Here is a 15181-nt window from a genome sequence, read left to right as displayed (position 1 = left end):
CTAGCACTGACTTTGGGGTCGGGCAACCTGGACAAGCGCCTCATTTTTCGCGGATTTGCTCTGAGCCAGCTGCTACAAGGGCGCATTTACTTCACACAGCAAAACGCCCCGAACCAGTCGGGGCGTTTGCTTGTTCAGCGCTTAAGCTGCGGGGTAATTAAACGCCCGAAGCCTTGGCTGCTGCTACGTCTTTGATGGACAGTTTGATACGGCCGCGGTTGTCCACGTCCAGTACCAGTACTTCCACTTCCTGGCCTTCTTTCAGGATGTCGGTCACTTTCTCAACGCGAGCGTCGCTCAGCATGGAGATGTGAACCAGACCGTCCTTGCCTGGCAGGATGTTGACGAATGCGCCGAAGTCGACGATACGCTCAACTTTGCCGACGTAGATCTTGCCGATCTCAGCTTCAGCGGTGATACCCAGAACGCGCTGACGCGCAGCTTCTGCAGCTTCTTTGGTTTCGCCGAAGATCTTGATCGAGCCGTCGTCTTCGATGTCGATCGAAGCCTTGGTCTCTTCACAGATCGCACGAATGGTCGCGCCACCTTTACCGATGACATCACGGATTTTGTCGGTGTCGATTTTCATCGCGATCATGGTCGGAGCATTTTCCGACAGCTCGGTACGCGACTGGGCAATGATCTGGTTCATCTGGCCGAGGATGTTCAGGCGCGCTTCCAGGGCTTGGCCCAGAGCGATTTCCATGATTTCTTCGGTGATGCCTTTGATCTTGATGTCCATCTGCAGCGCGGTAACACCTTTGGAGGTACCGGCTACCTTGAAGTCCATGTCGCCCAGGTGGTCTTCGTCACCCAGGATGTCGGTCAGGACGGCGAATTTCTCGCCTTCTTTAACCAGACCCATGGCGATACCGGCAACCGGCGCCTTCATCGGCACGCCAGCGTCCATCAGGGCCAGGGAAGCACCGCAGACCGACGCCATCGAGCTGGAACYGTTGGACTCGGTGATTTCCGATACCACACGGATGGTGTACGGGAACACGTCAGCAGCAGGCAGCATGGCCTGAACCGAACGACGGGCCAGACGGCCGTGACCGATTTCGCGACGACCAGCGCCACCCATGCGACCACACTCGCCCACCGAGAACGGAGGGAAGTTGTAGTGCAGCATGAACGGGTCTTTTTTCTCGCCTTCCAGGGTGTCCAGCAGTTGTGCGTCACGGGCGGTGCCCAGAGTCGCGACTACCAGAGCCTGGGTTTCGCCACGGGTGAACAATGCCGAACCGTGGGTCTTCGGCAGAACGCCGACTTCGATGTTCAACGGACGTACGGTGCGGGTGTCGCGACCGTCGATACGTGGCTTGCCGTTTACGATGTTTTCGCGAACGGTGCGGTATTCGATTTCACCGAAAGCAGCTTTGACTTCGCTGGACGAAGGCTGGCCTTCTTCACCGGACAGCTTGGCAACAACCTGGTCTTTCAGTTCGCCCAGGCGAGCGTAACGGTCGGCCTTGACGGTGATGGTGTAGGCCTGGGAGATCGCGTCGCCGAACTCGGCACGGATAGCGTCCAGCAGTGCAGTGGCTTCAGGCTGAGGAGCCCAGGTCCAGGTTGGCTTGGCAGCTTCGGCGGCCAGTTCTTTAACAGCGTTGATCACAACCTGGAACTCGTCGTGAGCAAACAGTACTGCGCCCAGCATCTGGTCTTCGGTCAGCTCTTTGGCTTCCGATTCAACCATCAATACCGCTTCCGAAGTACCGGCAACGACCATGTCCAGGCTCGATGCTTTCAGTTGCTCGTAAGTCGGGTTCAGCAGGTAGCCGGTGCTTTCGTGGAACGCAACGCGGGCAGCGCCGATCGGGCCATCGAAAGGAATGCCGGAGATCGCCAGCGCAGCCGAGGTACCGATCATCGCAGCGATGTCCGGATCGGTCTTCTTGCTGGTGGAAACGACGGTGCAGACAACCTGCACTTCGTTCATGAAGCCTTCMGGRAACAGCGGRCGGATCGGACGGTCGATCAGTCGGGAAGTCAGGGTTTCTTTCTCGGAAGGACGGCCTTCACGCTTGAAGAAACCGCCAGGGATCTTACCGGCAGCGTAGGTTTTTTCCTGGTAGTGAACAGACAGAGGGAAGAAGCCCTTGCCTGGATCGGCTTGTTTGGCACCGACTACAGTCACCAATACGCTGACGTCGTCGTCAACGGTGACCAATACTGCGCCGGAGGCCTGACGGGCGATACGGCCAGTCTCGAGGGTAACGGTCGACTGACCGAACTGGAATTTTTTGATTACCGGGTTCACGGTGTCCTACCTTCTTTGTGGCTCTTGGGGGAACTGGTTTTCTTGCGAAATTCTTGGGCAATGTCGGGAATCGGCCCAACCCTTGTCCAGGGGTAAAACGTGTCTCCAGATAAAACTTGAGGCTGGGAGCCTGCCATGCGCCAGCGGGAAACCCGCTGACGCACGACAGACAACCAACCTCTAGCGCAATCGCTGATTAGCGACGCAGACCCAGGCGAGCGATCAGAGCGCTGTAACGGCTCACGTCCTTGCCTTTCAGGTAGTCCAGCAGCTTACGACGCTGGTTAACCATGCGGATCAGACCACGACGGGAGTGGTGATCTTTACCGTTGGCCTTGAAGTGACCTTGCAGTTTGTTGATGTTGGCGGTCAGCAGTGCAACTTGCACTTCTGGCGAACCGGTGTCACCAACAGCTTGCTGGTAGTCAGCTACGATTTGAGCTTTTTCTTGAACGTCGAGAGCCATGAGGCAATCCTTTTATCAGGAAACTGTTTCAAAGAAACAGCTTCAACAGGCCAGGGACAAATCCCTGTATCTAAAAATGAGTAGTGACCGTGCCTGTTAACAGCCACCCTCGTTCGGTCATTCTGACCGAATCAGTCGACGTGGCGCGATGCGCCCGTCTTCGCTCACTTCACCGATACCGATGAAGCGACCATTGTGATCCTGTACGCGTACCATGCCAAACTTCGGTGCATCCGGGGCGCGAACCGGCTGGCCGTTGAGCCAGTAGAACGAGCTGTGCTCCGAGAACTGCAACAGTGGCCAATCCAGCAGGCCGCTGTCCGATGGCATCAGGAAGCGATCAACCGCTTCGTTGCCGCCTTCGGCATGTACTGCTTCCAACTCTTCCAGCGTGACCGTCTGGGCTAGGCTGAACGGACCGGCCTGGGTACGTCGCAACTGCGCAACGTAAGCGCCACAACCGAGTGCTTCACCAATATCCTCCACGAGGGTGCGGATATAGGTGCCTTTGCTGCAATCTACGGCGAAGCGCGCAGTATCACCTTCAAAGGCCAGCAATTCCAAGCGCGCAATAGTAACAGAACGCGGTTCGCGCTCCACCACTTCACCTGCACGAGCCAACTTGTACAACGGCTGGCCGTCACGCTTGAGGGCTGAGTACATCGGCGGTATCTGACTGATTTGCCCACGAAATTTCGGCAAAACCGCTTCGATATCGGCGCGACAAACGGTCACCGGGCGCTCCTGCAAAACTTCACCTTCAGCGTCTGCCGTGGTGGTGGTCTTGCCCAATTGCGCCAGGGTTTCATAGCCCTTGTCGGAGTCGAGCAGGTATTGCGAGAACTTGGTCGCCTCACCGAAGCACAGCGGCAACACGCCGGTGGCCAACGGATCAAGACTGCCGGTGTGCCCGGCCTTCTCGGCATTGAGCAGCCAGCGAACCTTCTGCAACGCCGCGTTGGAGGTGAACCCCAGCGGCTTGTCGAGCAGAATGATGCCGCTGACGTTACGACGGATACGTTTGACCTGAGCCACCGATTACTCCTTGGTGTCTACGGGTTCTGCCGCAACCGGGTGCTGATTGTCTTCAGCCACGGCGCGTTCGATCAATGCCGACAGATGAGCGCCACGCACGACGCTTTCGTCGTAGTGGAAGTGCAGCTGAGGAACGCTGCGCAGCTTCATCTCGCGAGCCAGCTGCATGCGCAGGAAGCCGGCGGCCGAGTTCAAAACCTTGATGCTTTGGGCGATATCGTCTGCGCTGTCCTGCCCCATCACGGTGATGAAGATCTTGGCGTGACCGACGTCACGACTGACTTCAACAGCGGTAATGGTGACCAGGCCGACGCGCGGGTCTTTGACTTCACGACGGATCAGCTGTGCCAGCTCACGCTGCATCTGATCGCCGATACGTTGGGTACGGCTGTATTCTTTTGCCATGTCTTGTTACCTGTTACTGCCTCACGGTGAAACCCGTGTGGTCTGAAAGCGGCAAACGCCCGGCCTGACAGAAGCCAGACCGGGCGTTGCGTTTAGAGTCCGGGTGATGCGCCGTGCATTTGCATGCGGCTGCCCATCACGGCTCTTGAAGTGCGCGAGTTAGAGGCTGCGAGCAACCTGAACCTTCTCGAAGACTTCGATCTTGTCACCGACTTTGACGTCGTTGTAGCTCTTCACACCGATACCGCATTCCATGCCGGCACGTACTTCGGAAGCGTCATCCTTGAAGCGGCGCAGGGATTCCAGCTCGCCTTCGAAGATAACGATGTCTTCACGCAGTACACGGATTGGACGGTTACGGTGCACAACACCTTCGATAACCATGCAACCGGCGATCGCGCCAAACTTCGGCGAACGGAACACGTCGCGGACTTCAGCGATACCCAGGATGTTCTCCCGAACGTCGCTGCCAAGCATACCGGTCAGGGCTTTCTTGACGTCTTCGATGATGTCGTAGATCACGTTGTAGTAACGCATATCCAGACCTTCCTGCTCGACGATCTTGCGAGCGCCAGCATCGGCACGCACGTTGAAGCCGAACAGTACAGCGTTGGAGGCCAGTGCCAGGTTGGCGTCGCTCTCGGTGATACCACCGACACCGCCACCGACTACACGCACTTGCACTTCGTCGTTACCCAGGCCGTTCAAGGCACCGTTCAACGCTTCCAGCGAACCACGGACGTCGGATTTGAGGACGATGTTAAGCGTCTTCTTCTCTTCCTGGCCCATGTTTTCGAAGATGTTTTCCAGCTTGCCTGCGTGAGCACGAGCCAGTTTGACTTCACGGAACTTGCCTTGACGGAACAGAGCCACTTCACGGGCTTTCTTCTCGTCGGCCACTACGCTCATCTCGTCGCCAGCGTCCGGGGTACCGTCCAGGCCGAGAATCTCGACAGGGATGGATGGACCGGCTTCCTTGATTGGCTTGCCGTTCTCGTCGAGCATGGCGCGAACGCGGCCATAGTTCGAACCGACCAGTACCATGTCGCCTTGGCGCAGGGTGCCGTCCTGAACCAGAACGGTTGCAACCGGACCACGACCTTTGTCGAGACGCGATTCAACCACGACACCACGGCCAGGAGCCGAAGGAGTCGCTTTCAGTTCGAGAACTTCAGCTTGCAGCAGAACAGCTTCGAGCAGTTCGTCCACACCGGTACCGACTTTCGCCGAAACCGATACGAACGGAGTGTCGCCGCCCCACTCTTCCGAGGTCACGCCGTGAACCGACAGTTCGCTACGGATGCGATCGAGATCGGCGCCCGGCTTGTCGATTTTGTTCACTGCAACAACCAGTGGAACACCAGCAGCCTTGGCGTGCTGTACGGCTTCAATGGTCTGCGGCATTACACCGTCGTCCGCTGCAACCACCAGGATCACGATGTCGGTCGCCTTGGCACCACGAGCACGCATGGCGGTAAACGCGGCGTGACCCGGGGTGTCGAGGAAGGTGACCATGCCACGTTCGGTTTCAACGTGGTACGCACCGATGTGCTGGGTGATACCGCCGGCTTCGCCAGCTGCTACCTTGGCACGACGGATATAGTCGAGCAGCGAGGTCTTACCATGGTCAACGTGGCCCATTACGGTCACGACTGGCGCACGGGAGAAAGTCTCACCTTCAAACTTCAGGGACTCGGCCAGGGAATCTTCCAGGGCGGTGTCGCTGACCAGGGTCACTTTGTGGCCCAGCTCTTCAGCAACCAGTTGAGCAGTTTCCTGATCAAGTACCTGGTTGATGGTCGCTGGAGTACCCAGTTTGAACATGAACTTGATAATTTCAGCTGCCTTGACCGACATCTGCTGAGCGAGATCGCCAACAGTGATGGTCTCGCCGATCTTCACTTCACGCACGACAGGGCCGGTTGGGCTCTGGAAACCGTGAGCGTTGCGTTTCTTCAGCTTGGCCTTGCCGCGACCACCACGACGGAAGCCATCGCTTTCTTCGTCGGTAGTGCGTGGAGCAACGCGTGGAGCAGGCGCCTTTTCCTTGACCGAAGCGCGATGTGGAGCGTTTTTGCGCTCACCATCACCCGCGCCACGACGATTGTTATCGTCGGCGCGTGGTTTGTCCGGACGACGCTGTTCGTCGCGTTTACGAGTGTCCGCCGCTGGTGCAGCCGCTACAACCGGTGCTTCACGCACTGGCTCGGCAACTGCAACAGGTGCTGCAACAGCTTCAGTAGAAGCAGATTGCACAGCAGCAGGCTGGCGACGCGCTTCTTCTTCGGCGCGACGCTTGGCTTCTTCTTCAGCCTTCTGACGTGCAGCATTTTCTACTGCGCGACGTTCTTCCAGTTCGCGTTTGCGCTCGGCTTCGATTTCTTCCGGGCTGCGCTGTACGAAGACTTTCTTCTTGCGTACTTCAACGCTGATGCTTTTGCTGCCAGCAACACGCAGGGTGCTGGTGGTTTTACGCTGCAACGTGATTTTGCGCGGTTCTTCCACTTTCGCCTTGTGGCTGCTTTTCAAGTGAGTCAGCAAAGATTGCTTCTCACTGTCGGTCACATGTTCCTCGGCGGCGGTGTGCGGCAGACCTGCCTCACGCATCTGCTGCAGCAGGCGCTCTACCGGTGTTTTGACCTCATCGGCCAGTTGTTTCACCGTGACTTGCGTCATGCACTTCTCTCCTCAGGCCGCGCCTATTACTCGAACCAATGGGCTCGGGCGGCCATGATCAACTTGCCGGCACGATCATCGTCAATGCCGTCGATGTCGAGCAGGTCGTCAATAGACTGCTCGGCCAGGTCTTCGCGGGTAATTACGCCGCGCACCGCCAGTTCCATCGCCAAATCCTTGTCCATACCCTCAAGCGAGAGCAGGTCTTCGGCCGGATGGGCGTCTGCCAGCTTTTCCTCAGTAGCGATGGCTTTAGTCAACAAACGATCCTTGGCCCGAGCGCGAAGCTCGTTGACGGTGTCTTCGTCAAAGCCATCGATGTTGAGCATTTCTTCCAACGGTACGTAGGCAATCTCTTCCAGGCTGGTAAAGCCTTCATCAACCAGCACCTGTGCCAGATCTTCGTCGACTTCCAGCTCGTCGATGAAGTTGCGCAGGATGTCGCCGGTTTCTGCTTGCTGTTTAGCCTGGATGTCCGATTCGGTCATCACGTTCAGGGTCCAGCCAGTCAACTGGCTAGCCAGACGCACGTTCTGACCACCGCGACCGATGGCCTGAGCCAGATTGTCTGCGCCAACGGCGATGTCCATTGCATGGGCATCTTCGTCAACGATAATTGCCGCAACCTCAGCCGGGGACATGGCATTGATCACGAACTGCGCCGGGTTGTCGTCCCACAGGACGATATCCACACGCTCACCGCCCAATTCGCCCGACACTGCCTGGACGCGCGAACCGCGCATACCAATGCAAGCACCTTGCGGATCAATGCGTTTGTCTTTGGAGCGGACCGCGATCTTGGCGCGCGAACCCGGGTCACGGGACGCAGCCATTACTTCGATCAGGCCTTCAGCAATTTCCGGCACTTCGATGCGGAACAACTCGATCAGCATTTCTGGCGCGGTACGCGACAGAATCAGCTGCGGGCCGCGGTTCTCGGTGCGGATTTCCTTGAGCAGTGCACGCAGGCGCACACCCACCCGGAAAGTTTCGCGAGAAATAATATCTTCACGAGCCAGCAGCGCTTCAGCATTGTTACCCAGATCAACGATCACGTTGTCGCGGGTTACTTTCTTCACGGTGCCGGAGATGATTTCTCCCAGACGCTCGCGGTAGGCATCAACGACTTGAGCGCGCTCGGCTTCGCGAACTTTCTGCACGATAACTTGCTTGGCAGTCTGCGCAGCAATGCGGCCGAATTCGATGGACTCGATTTTTTCTTCGACAACATCACCGACCTTCGCGCCAGGATGCGTTTCCTGAACCTTGCTCGGCCAGGTTTCAACAGCCGGATCATCCAGGTCTGCTTCTTCGACTACCGTCCAGCGACGGAAAGTTTCATAAGCACCGGTGTGGCGATTGATTTCCACACGCAGATCAACTTCGTCTTCAAAACGCTTTTTGGTAGCAGTGGCCAGAGCCAGCTCCAGCGCTTCAAAAATCACGTTTGCCGGTACGCCCTTTTCATTGGATACCGACTCAACAACCAGCAGTACTTCTTTGCTCATCGTACGCCTCGCCTTTCGCAAGCCATTGGATCCGCGGGATCCGCGTCTCAGTCAAAACTGGGAATAATGTTGGCCTTGTCGATCATATCGATCGGCAACAGGAATTCATGGTCATCCACCTGCACCACGACGTCCTGCTCTTCTACACCGCGCAGAAGGCCCTGAAAGTTGCGTCGGCCTTCAAAAGGCGAGCGCAGCTTGATCTTCACTTGGTCACCGGCAAACTTTGCAAACTGTTCAAGCGTGAACAGCGGGCGTTCCATGCCAGGCGAGGAAACTTCAAGGGTGTATTCAACGGAGATCGGATCTTCAACATCCAGCACACCGCTGATCTGACGGCTGACGATGGCACAATCGTCCACCAGCACACCGCCTTCTTTATCGATATAAACGCGCAACAGTGAGTGGCGACCTTGAGCCGAAAACTCAATACCCCAGCATTCATAGCCAAGGGCCACGACCACCGGGGCCAACAAGGCCTGCAACTGTTCTAGCTTGCTCGACACCTGAACCCCCTCGTGCATGTATGTGCATGCTATGCAAAATAAAAAAATGGGCGAAACGCCCATCCCTGAAACGCCGTTGAACAGCGGCGTTATAAAGTGTCCAGCTAACAAAAAGCCCCTGAAAAGGGGCTCCTGAAACTGGTTGCGGGGGCCGGATTTGAACCGACGACCTTCGGGTTATGAGCCCGACGAGCTACCAGACTGCTCCACCCCGCGACAAAGCTGGGGCGGAAGTATACGACCGATCCCTAACAGGGTCAATGTAACCTTCCACCTACAAGAAAGCCCGCAACAGCGGGCTCTCCTGATAATTGGTACCGAGAAGGGGACTCGAACCCCTACACCCTATGGGCACWACCACCTCAAGGTWGCGTGTCTACCAATTCCACCACCWCGGCAATACTACGTTTGAAACCCTTCTTACTTTTGCTCTTGAGCTGGAGGTACGTCAGTCGCATTGGTTGCCGACTTTTGCTCTTGAAGCACCGGGACATCATCAGAAGCCGGTTTTTGCTTTGGAACTTCCAACACTGCTGGGTTTGGCAAACCTACTTGAGTCAGCTGGTGAGCTTTCTCTTTAGCAAAGTAACCTAACCCTAAGCTGGTTATGAAGAAACCTGCGGCAAGTATAGCAGTAAACTTACTAAGAAAGGTAGAGGAACCTTGGCTTCCGAACACAGTATTTGAAGCACCTGCTCCGAAAGACGCGCCAGCATCCGCACCTTTACCCTGCTGCAGCAATACGAGAGCAACTACGCCCAGTGCACCCAGCAGATGAAAAACGACTACGACTGTTTCCAGCATTTTTTCAGTTTCCCGCGGCGCGACAAATCGCACCGAACTCATCTGCATTCAGGGAAGCTCCACCAATGAGCCCCCCATCGATATCCGGCATGCCGAACAGTTCGACCGCATTGGCCGCCTTCACGCTGCCGCCGTATAGAAGCCGCACACCTTGTGCGACCTCAGAATTCTCTGCCGCCAACTGAGCACGAATGGCTGCATGCACATCCTGCGCTTGTTGCGGCGAAGCAGTCAGCCCGGTGCCAATGGCCCAGACCGGCTCGTAAGCGATTACTGCCTTTGCAAATACACCAACACCCAGCTCATCGATGATGCTGCCCAGCTGATGCCCGACAACCTCAAGCGTTTTTCCGGCTTCACGCTGCTCAAGGGTCTCCCCTATGCACAACACCGGAATCAAGCCACATGCCTGTGCCGCTGCAAACTTTCGAATCAGCGTCTCGTCACGCTCGCCGATGATCTGGCGACGTTCGGAGTGCCCAATGAGCACCAGGGAACAACCTGCATCCACCAACTGACTCGGCGCAATCTCACCGGTCAATGCACCTTGCATGGCTTCCACCGCAGAATTCTGCGCGCCGACCGCAATCGACGTACCTTCCAAGTCACCAATCACTTGATTGATATACAAGCAAGGCGGGAATACCGCGACCTCAACACCGCTCGGCAAGACCAGATGACGAAGGCCGTTTATCAGCTCAGCGACGCTGGCGCGGGTACCGTGCATCTTCCAGTTACCAGCTACCATAGGGCGACGCATGCTGTACCTCGTCGGTCAAAGTGGGCGCAGATGTTACCCAACCACATCATTACTGGCAAGCCGAAATCAGGCAGAAACTTCAGCAACCAGTTTTGCGAGCTCCTCGGCGTAACCGCGAACCAGTGTTTCGTCCTCGCCTTCGACCATGACCCGCACCAGCGGCTCTGTGCCGGACTTGCGCAACAACACGCGACCACGCCCGGCCATAGCCTTGGTGACACGTTCGCTGACTTCTTTGACAGTCGCATGCTCGACCGGATTTTCGCCGCCGCCGAAACGCACGTTGATCAGTACCTGAGGACACTTGCGTAGCGCCTGCCGCGATTGAGCAAGCCCTTCGGAACGACGCTTCAGCGCCAACAACACCTGCAACGCAGCGATAATCGCGTCACCCGTGGTGGTATGACTGAAGCACACGACGTGGCCGGAGTTCTCACCACCCACCAGCCAGTTGCGCTCAAGCAGTTCGGCGATTACATAGCGGTCACCGACGTTGGCCCGTACAAAAGGAATCCCCAGATCCGCCAGGGCCAGCTCCAGCCCCAGGTTACTCATCAAGGTTCCAACGACACCGCCCTGCAATTTGCCACGCTCATGCAGGTCGCGCGCGATGATGAACAACAATTCGTCGCCATCGACGATCGCGCCCGTGTGATCAACCATCAACACCCGATCGCCATCACCATCGAAGGCAATGCCCAGATCTGCTTGCTCAGCCACTACGGCTGCCTGCAATTGCCCCATATGGGTCGAACCGCAATTGTGATTGATGTTCAGACCGTCAGGTTGCGCAGAAAGCACCGTCACCTGCGCACCCAGTTCGCGGAAAACACTCGGAGCTACCTTATAAGTAGCACCGTGTGCGCAATCGATCACAACTTTCAAACCCGCAAAATTGGTGCCGGTTGGCACACTGCTTTTGCAGAACTCGATATAACGACCCGACGCATCGTTGATTCGCGAGACCTTGCCGATCTTGCTTGATTCAACCACGGTCATCGGCATATCGAGCAATTCTTCGATCATCAGCTCAACATCATCCGGCAATTTCGTGCCTTGGCCGGAGAAGAACTTGATGCCGTTATCATCATGAGGGTTGTGCGATGCACTGATTACAATACCGGCCTCAGCATTGAAGGTACGCGTCAAATAGGCGATAGCCGGAGTAGGCATTGGCCCCAGCAGCATGACATCAGCCCCGGCCGAGGTAAGCCCGGCCTCAAGCGCCGATTCGAACATATAACCAGAGATTCGAGTGTCCTTGCCGACCAAAACCTTGCAAGCACCCTTACTGCGAAAGGCCATGCCCGCAGCCCAACCAAGCTTGAGCATGAATTCAGGGGTAATCGGATATTCGCCGACCCGACCACGAATGCCGTCGGTGCCAAAATATTTCTTAGTCATAAGTGCTCCATCATTCTTATTCGGCTGATTCAACTGCTGTGATCATCCGTACCACATCGACTGTTTCGGCCACGTCATGTACGCGCAAGATGCGCGCGCCCTTTACGACAGCCAACGCCGCGAGAGCCAGGCCGCCATGCAACCGCTCTCCTACCGGACGATTCAATGCTTGCCCGATCATGCTCTTTCGCGAAACCCCGACCAACAGGGGCCGCCCCAAGGCATGCAGGGCCTCCATATGCTTGAACAGACTCAAATTGTGCTGCAAATTTTTCGCAAACCCAAAACCAGGATCGAGAATGATCCGTTCGACCGGGATACCGACTGCTGCACACGACGCCATACGCTCAGCAAGAAACTCACCAACCTCTCTCGTCACGTCATCATAATGCGGGTTGTCCTGCATATCTCCCGGCTCACCGAGCATATGCATCAGGCACACCGGCAATCCGGTGGCTGCTGCCGCATCCAGCGCGCCATCTCGACGCAGCGAACGCACGTCATTGATCAGACCTGCTCCCAGACGGGCAGTTTCACGCATGACCGCAGGTGTCGAGGTATCGACCGAGATAATTACGTCCAGTTCGCGATGAATACGCTCGACGATCGGCGCCACGCGCTCCAGCTCCTCAAGCGGCGAGACCGCCCGTGCGCCTGGCCGGGTCGACTCTCCCCCTACATCAATGAGGGTCGCGCCGGCAGCCACCATCGCCTCAGCGTGTCGCAGAGCAGCATCGAGCTGACTGAAGCGGCCACCGTCAGAGAAAGAATCAGGAGTGACGTTGAGAATGCCCATGACATGCACATGAGCCAAATCAAGAACCCGGTTGCCGCAAGGCAACCGGGTTGAGGACTGTACTAGAGTCATTTCAAACCTTAGACGTCGGCAGCCGGGCCACCGATGGGAGTTTCCGGACGCTCTTCCTGTACGACAGGCGGAGTACCCGCACCACCCGACCAGTCACGAGGCTCACGCGGGGTGCGACCAGCCATGATGTCGTCGATCTGATCGGCATCAATGGTTTCGTACTTCATCAGCGCGTCGGCCATGGCGTCGAGCTTGTCGCGGTTATCCGTCAGGATCTGCTTGGCCGTGCCGTAGCACTGGTCAATGATGCTGCGCACTTCAGAGTCGATCAGCTTGGCAGTTTCGCCCGAGAAGCTGGCGTGCTGGCCACTGCCGCCGCGACCGAGGAACACTTCGCCCTCTTCTTCGGCATACATCAAAGGACCGAGCTTCTCCGACAACCCCCACTTGGTAACCATGTTTCGTGCAATCTGGCTGGCACGCATGATGTCATTCGACGCACCCGTGGTCACGCCATCGAAGCCCAAGGTCATCTCTTCAGCAATACGCCCACCGTACAGCGAGCAGATCTGGCTGATCAACGCACGCTTGGACAGACTGTAGCGATCCTCTTCCGGCAGGAACATCGTCACGCCCAACGCACGTCCGCGCGGGATGATCGAGACTTTGTAGACCGGATCGTGCTCGGGAACCACACGACCGACGATCGCGTGACCCGCTTCGTGATAAGCGGTGTTCTGCTTTTCTTTTTCGGACATGACCATGGACTTGCGCTCAGCGCCCATCATGATCTTGTCTTTCGCCAGTTCGAACTCTTTCATCTCGACAATGCGCTTGCCGGTACGGGCAGCGAACAGCGAAGCCTCGTTCACCAGGTTGGCCAGGTCGGCACCGGAGAAACCAGGCGTACCACGCGCGATAACCGCCGGAGCAACGTCATCACCCATCGGCACTTTGCGCATGTGGACTTTCAGGATTTGCTCACGACCACGAATATCCGGCAGCCCCACGACAACCTGACGGTCGAAACGACCCGGACGCAGCAGCGCAGGGTCAAGTACGTCAGGACGGTTGGTTGCAGCGATGACGATGATGCCGTCATTCATTTCGAAACCATCCATCTCTACCAGCAACTGGTTGAGAGTCTGTTCGCGCTCGTCGTGACCACCGCCCATGCCAGCACCGCGATGGCGACCGACAGCGTCGATTTCATCGATGAAGATGATGCATGGAGCGTGTTTTTTAGCCTGCTCGAACATGTCGCGAACACGGCTGGCACCCACACCGACGAACATTTCGACGAAGTCGGAACCGGAGATGGTGAAAAACGGTACCTTGGCTTCACCGGCAATCGCCTTGGCCAACAAGGTTTTACCGGTACCCGGTGGACCCACCATCAGTACGCCGCGAGGAATACGACCACCCAGGCGCTGGAACTTGCCCGGATCACGCAGGAACTCGACCAGCTCACCCACTTCTTCCTTGGCTTCGTCGCAACCCGCAACGTCAGCCAGAGTGGTTTTCACCTGATCTTCGGAAAGCAGGCGCGCCTTGCTCTTGCCGAAGCTCATCGGTCCGCCCTTGCCGCCGGCACCGCCCTGCATCTGCCGCATGAAGAACATGAAGACGGCGATGATCACCAGGATCGGGAAGCTGGCGACCAGGAGTTGAGTCCAGATGCTTTGCTGCTCAGGCTGCTTGCCCTCTACGACTACGTGGTTATCCACCAGGTCGCCGATCAGACCGTTGTCCTGAATGGCCGGACGAATGGTCTTGAAGCTGTCACCATCATTGCGCTTGCCAGTAATGACATAGCCGTCCACGGCTACGCGCTCGACCTTGCCATCCTTGACCTGCTGGATGAAGTCGGAATAGTTGAGGGTCTGTGGCTCGTTAGGGCTGGAGAAGTTGTTCATCACCGTCACGAGGACAGCCGCGATGATCAACCACAGGATCAGATTCTTTGCCATATCGTTCAATTAACTACCCTCTGAAGCAAGCTCCGCTACTGGCGCGCGCTTCGCATGATATTCACCGGCCTAACTTACTACATTACCTACAGCTCTGGCAGGCGCCGTCTGTAACCCTTTGTGAAACACTTTCTACACGATATTCGCTAATGCACGCGGGGCGAAATATGAAAAACCTATCACCCCGCCAAAAAACCTCGTTTTACTCACTACGCCCGCGGTAACCCCAAGCCAGCATGTATTGCTCGCGGGAACTGTCACGGGAAGAGTCTGGCTTGATCATCTGGATCTTGTCGAATTTCCGACGAGCATCCTTCAGGTAAACATCAAACCCTTCGCCCTGAAAAATCTTGATCACAAAATTACCACCCGGCTTGAGTATCCGTTCCGCCAAATCAAGCGCCAGCTCGCAAAGAAACATGGCTTTTGGCATGTCCACTTCAGGCGTACCACTCATATTGGGGGCCATATCGGAAATCACAAGGTCCACCTGCGAATTACCCACGGCTTCAAGGATGCGAGCGAGCACTTCGTCCTGGGTGAAGTCCCCCTGTATGAAAGTCACGTCCGGAATAC

13 protein-coding genes and 2 tRNA genes are annotated in these 15181 nt (G+C 56.7%); all 15 read right to left on the bottom strand.

Annotated features, from left to right (window positions below):
* Positions 1-157 precede the first annotated feature (157 nt).
* Positions 158-2263 (bottom strand): polyribonucleotide nucleotidyltransferase, encoded by a 2106-nt coding sequence (pnp, locus tag AC1DH9_RS00310; protein WP_477807635.1) that lies wholly within the window; start codon positions 2261-2263, stop codon positions 158-160.
* A gap of 196 nt (positions 2264-2459) precedes the next feature.
* Positions 2460-2729, bottom strand: a complete 270-nt coding sequence (gene rpsO / locus AC1DH9_RS00305; RefSeq protein WP_011332409.1) for a 30S ribosomal protein S15 — start codon at positions 2727-2729, stop codon at positions 2460-2462.
* Between the two features lie 117 nt (positions 2730-2846).
* Positions 2847-3764 (bottom strand): tRNA pseudouridine(55) synthase TruB, encoded by a 918-nt coding sequence (truB, locus tag AC1DH9_RS00300; RefSeq protein WP_054594058.1) that lies wholly within the window; start codon positions 3762-3764, stop codon positions 2847-2849.
* Between the two features lie 3 nt (positions 3765-3767).
* Positions 3768-4169 (bottom strand): 30S ribosome-binding factor RbfA, encoded by a 402-nt coding sequence (gene rbfA / locus AC1DH9_RS00295; RefSeq protein ID WP_019691795.1) that lies wholly within the window; start codon positions 4167-4169, stop codon positions 3768-3770.
* 159 nt (positions 4170-4328) lie between these two features.
* Positions 4329-6845 carry a translation initiation factor IF-2 gene (gene infB, locus AC1DH9_RS00290; RefSeq protein ID WP_427542740.1) on the bottom strand — a complete coding sequence of 839 codons (2517 nt, stop codon included), beginning with the start codon at positions 6843-6845 and terminating at the stop codon, positions 4329-4331.
* A 26-nt stretch (positions 6846-6871) separates the two neighbouring features.
* Positions 6872-8353: a transcription termination factor NusA gene (gene nusA / locus AC1DH9_RS00285; RefSeq protein WP_019691793.1), complete on the bottom strand. Its 1482-nt coding sequence runs from the start codon at positions 8351-8353 to the stop codon at positions 6872-6874.
* A 47-nt stretch (positions 8354-8400) separates the two neighbouring features.
* Entirely contained in the window at positions 8401-8859 is a 459-nt protein-coding gene (gene rimP / locus AC1DH9_RS00280) for a ribosome maturation factor RimP (RefSeq protein ID WP_429539943.1), read from the bottom strand.
* A gap of 139 nt (positions 8860-8998) precedes the next feature.
* Positions 8999-9075 (bottom strand) — tRNA-Met (locus AC1DH9_RS00275).
* Between the two features lie 96 nt (positions 9076-9171).
* Positions 9172-9257 (bottom strand) — tRNA-Leu (locus AC1DH9_RS00270).
* 22 nt (positions 9258-9279) lie between these two features.
* Positions 9280-9663, bottom strand: a complete 384-nt coding sequence (secG, locus tag AC1DH9_RS00265) for a preprotein translocase subunit SecG (protein ID WP_054594060.1) — start codon at positions 9661-9663, stop codon at positions 9280-9282.
* Between the two features lie 4 nt (positions 9664-9667).
* A complete protein-coding gene (gene tpiA / locus AC1DH9_RS00260) occupies positions 9668-10423 on the bottom strand; it encodes a triose-phosphate isomerase (protein ID WP_442114562.1) in 756 nt (251 codons plus the stop codon).
* Positions 10424-10489: 66 nt separating this feature from the next.
* Complete coding sequence (glmM, locus tag AC1DH9_RS00255) at positions 10490-11827, bottom strand: phosphoglucosamine mutase (protein ID WP_427547362.1); 1338 nt, start codon at positions 11825-11827, stop codon at positions 10490-10492.
* A gap of 16 nt (positions 11828-11843) precedes the next feature.
* Positions 11844-12695 (bottom strand): dihydropteroate synthase, encoded by an 852-nt coding sequence (gene folP / locus AC1DH9_RS00250; RefSeq protein WP_427534353.1) that lies wholly within the window; start codon positions 12693-12695, stop codon positions 11844-11846.
* Positions 12696-12703: 8 nt separating this feature from the next.
* Positions 12704-14605 carry an ATP-dependent zinc metalloprotease FtsH gene (ftsH, locus tag AC1DH9_RS00245; protein ID WP_429539924.1) on the bottom strand — a complete coding sequence of 634 codons (1902 nt, stop codon included), beginning with the start codon at positions 14603-14605 and terminating at the stop codon, positions 12704-12706.
* 202 nt (positions 14606-14807) lie between these two features.
* On the bottom strand, positions 14808-15181 hold a 374-nt coding region (locus AC1DH9_RS00240), incomplete at its 5' end, for an SAM-dependent methyltransferase (RefSeq protein WP_477807634.1).

The organism is Pseudomonas sp. 05T35, assembly GCF_056396605.1.
The sequence above is the reverse complement of the archived record's forward strand: the minus strand, read 5'-3'. Positions and strand labels throughout refer to the sequence as shown.

What these genes read in the sequence shown, in the direction of transcription:
- rpsO (WP_011332409.1), bottom strand. Translation starts at nt 2,729, where the DNA reads ATGGCTCTCGACGTTCAAGAAAAAGCTCAAATCGTAGCTGACTACCAG.
- tpiA (WP_442114562.1), bottom strand. Translation starts at nt 10,423, where the DNA reads ATGCGTCGCCCTATGGTAGCTGGTAACTGGAAGATGCACGGTACCCGC.
- ftsH (WP_429539924.1), bottom strand. Translation starts at nt 14,605, where the DNA reads ATGGCAAAGAATCTGATCCTGTGGTTGATCATCGCGGCTGTCCTCGTG.
- glmM (WP_427547362.1), bottom strand. Translation starts at nt 11,827, where the DNA reads ATGACTAAGAAATATTTTGGCACCGACGGCATTCGTGGTCGGGTCGGC.
- secG (WP_054594060.1), bottom strand. Translation starts at nt 9,663, where the DNA reads ATGCTGGAAACAGTCGTAGTCGTTTTTCATCTGCTGGGTGCACTGGGC.
- nusA (WP_019691793.1), bottom strand. Translation starts at nt 8,353, where the DNA reads ATGAGCAAAGAAGTACTGCTGGTTGTTGAGTCGGTATCCAATGAAAAG.
- infB (WP_427542740.1), bottom strand. Translation starts at nt 6,845, where the DNA reads ATGACGCAAGTCACGGTGAAACAACTGGCCGATGAGGTCAAAACACCG.
- folP (WP_427534353.1), bottom strand. Translation starts at nt 12,695, where the DNA reads ATGACTCTAGTACAGTCCTCAACCCGGTTGCCTTGCGGCAACCGGGTT.
- rbfA (WP_019691795.1), bottom strand. Translation starts at nt 4,169, where the DNA reads ATGGCAAAAGAATACAGCCGTACCCAACGTATCGGCGATCAGATGCAG.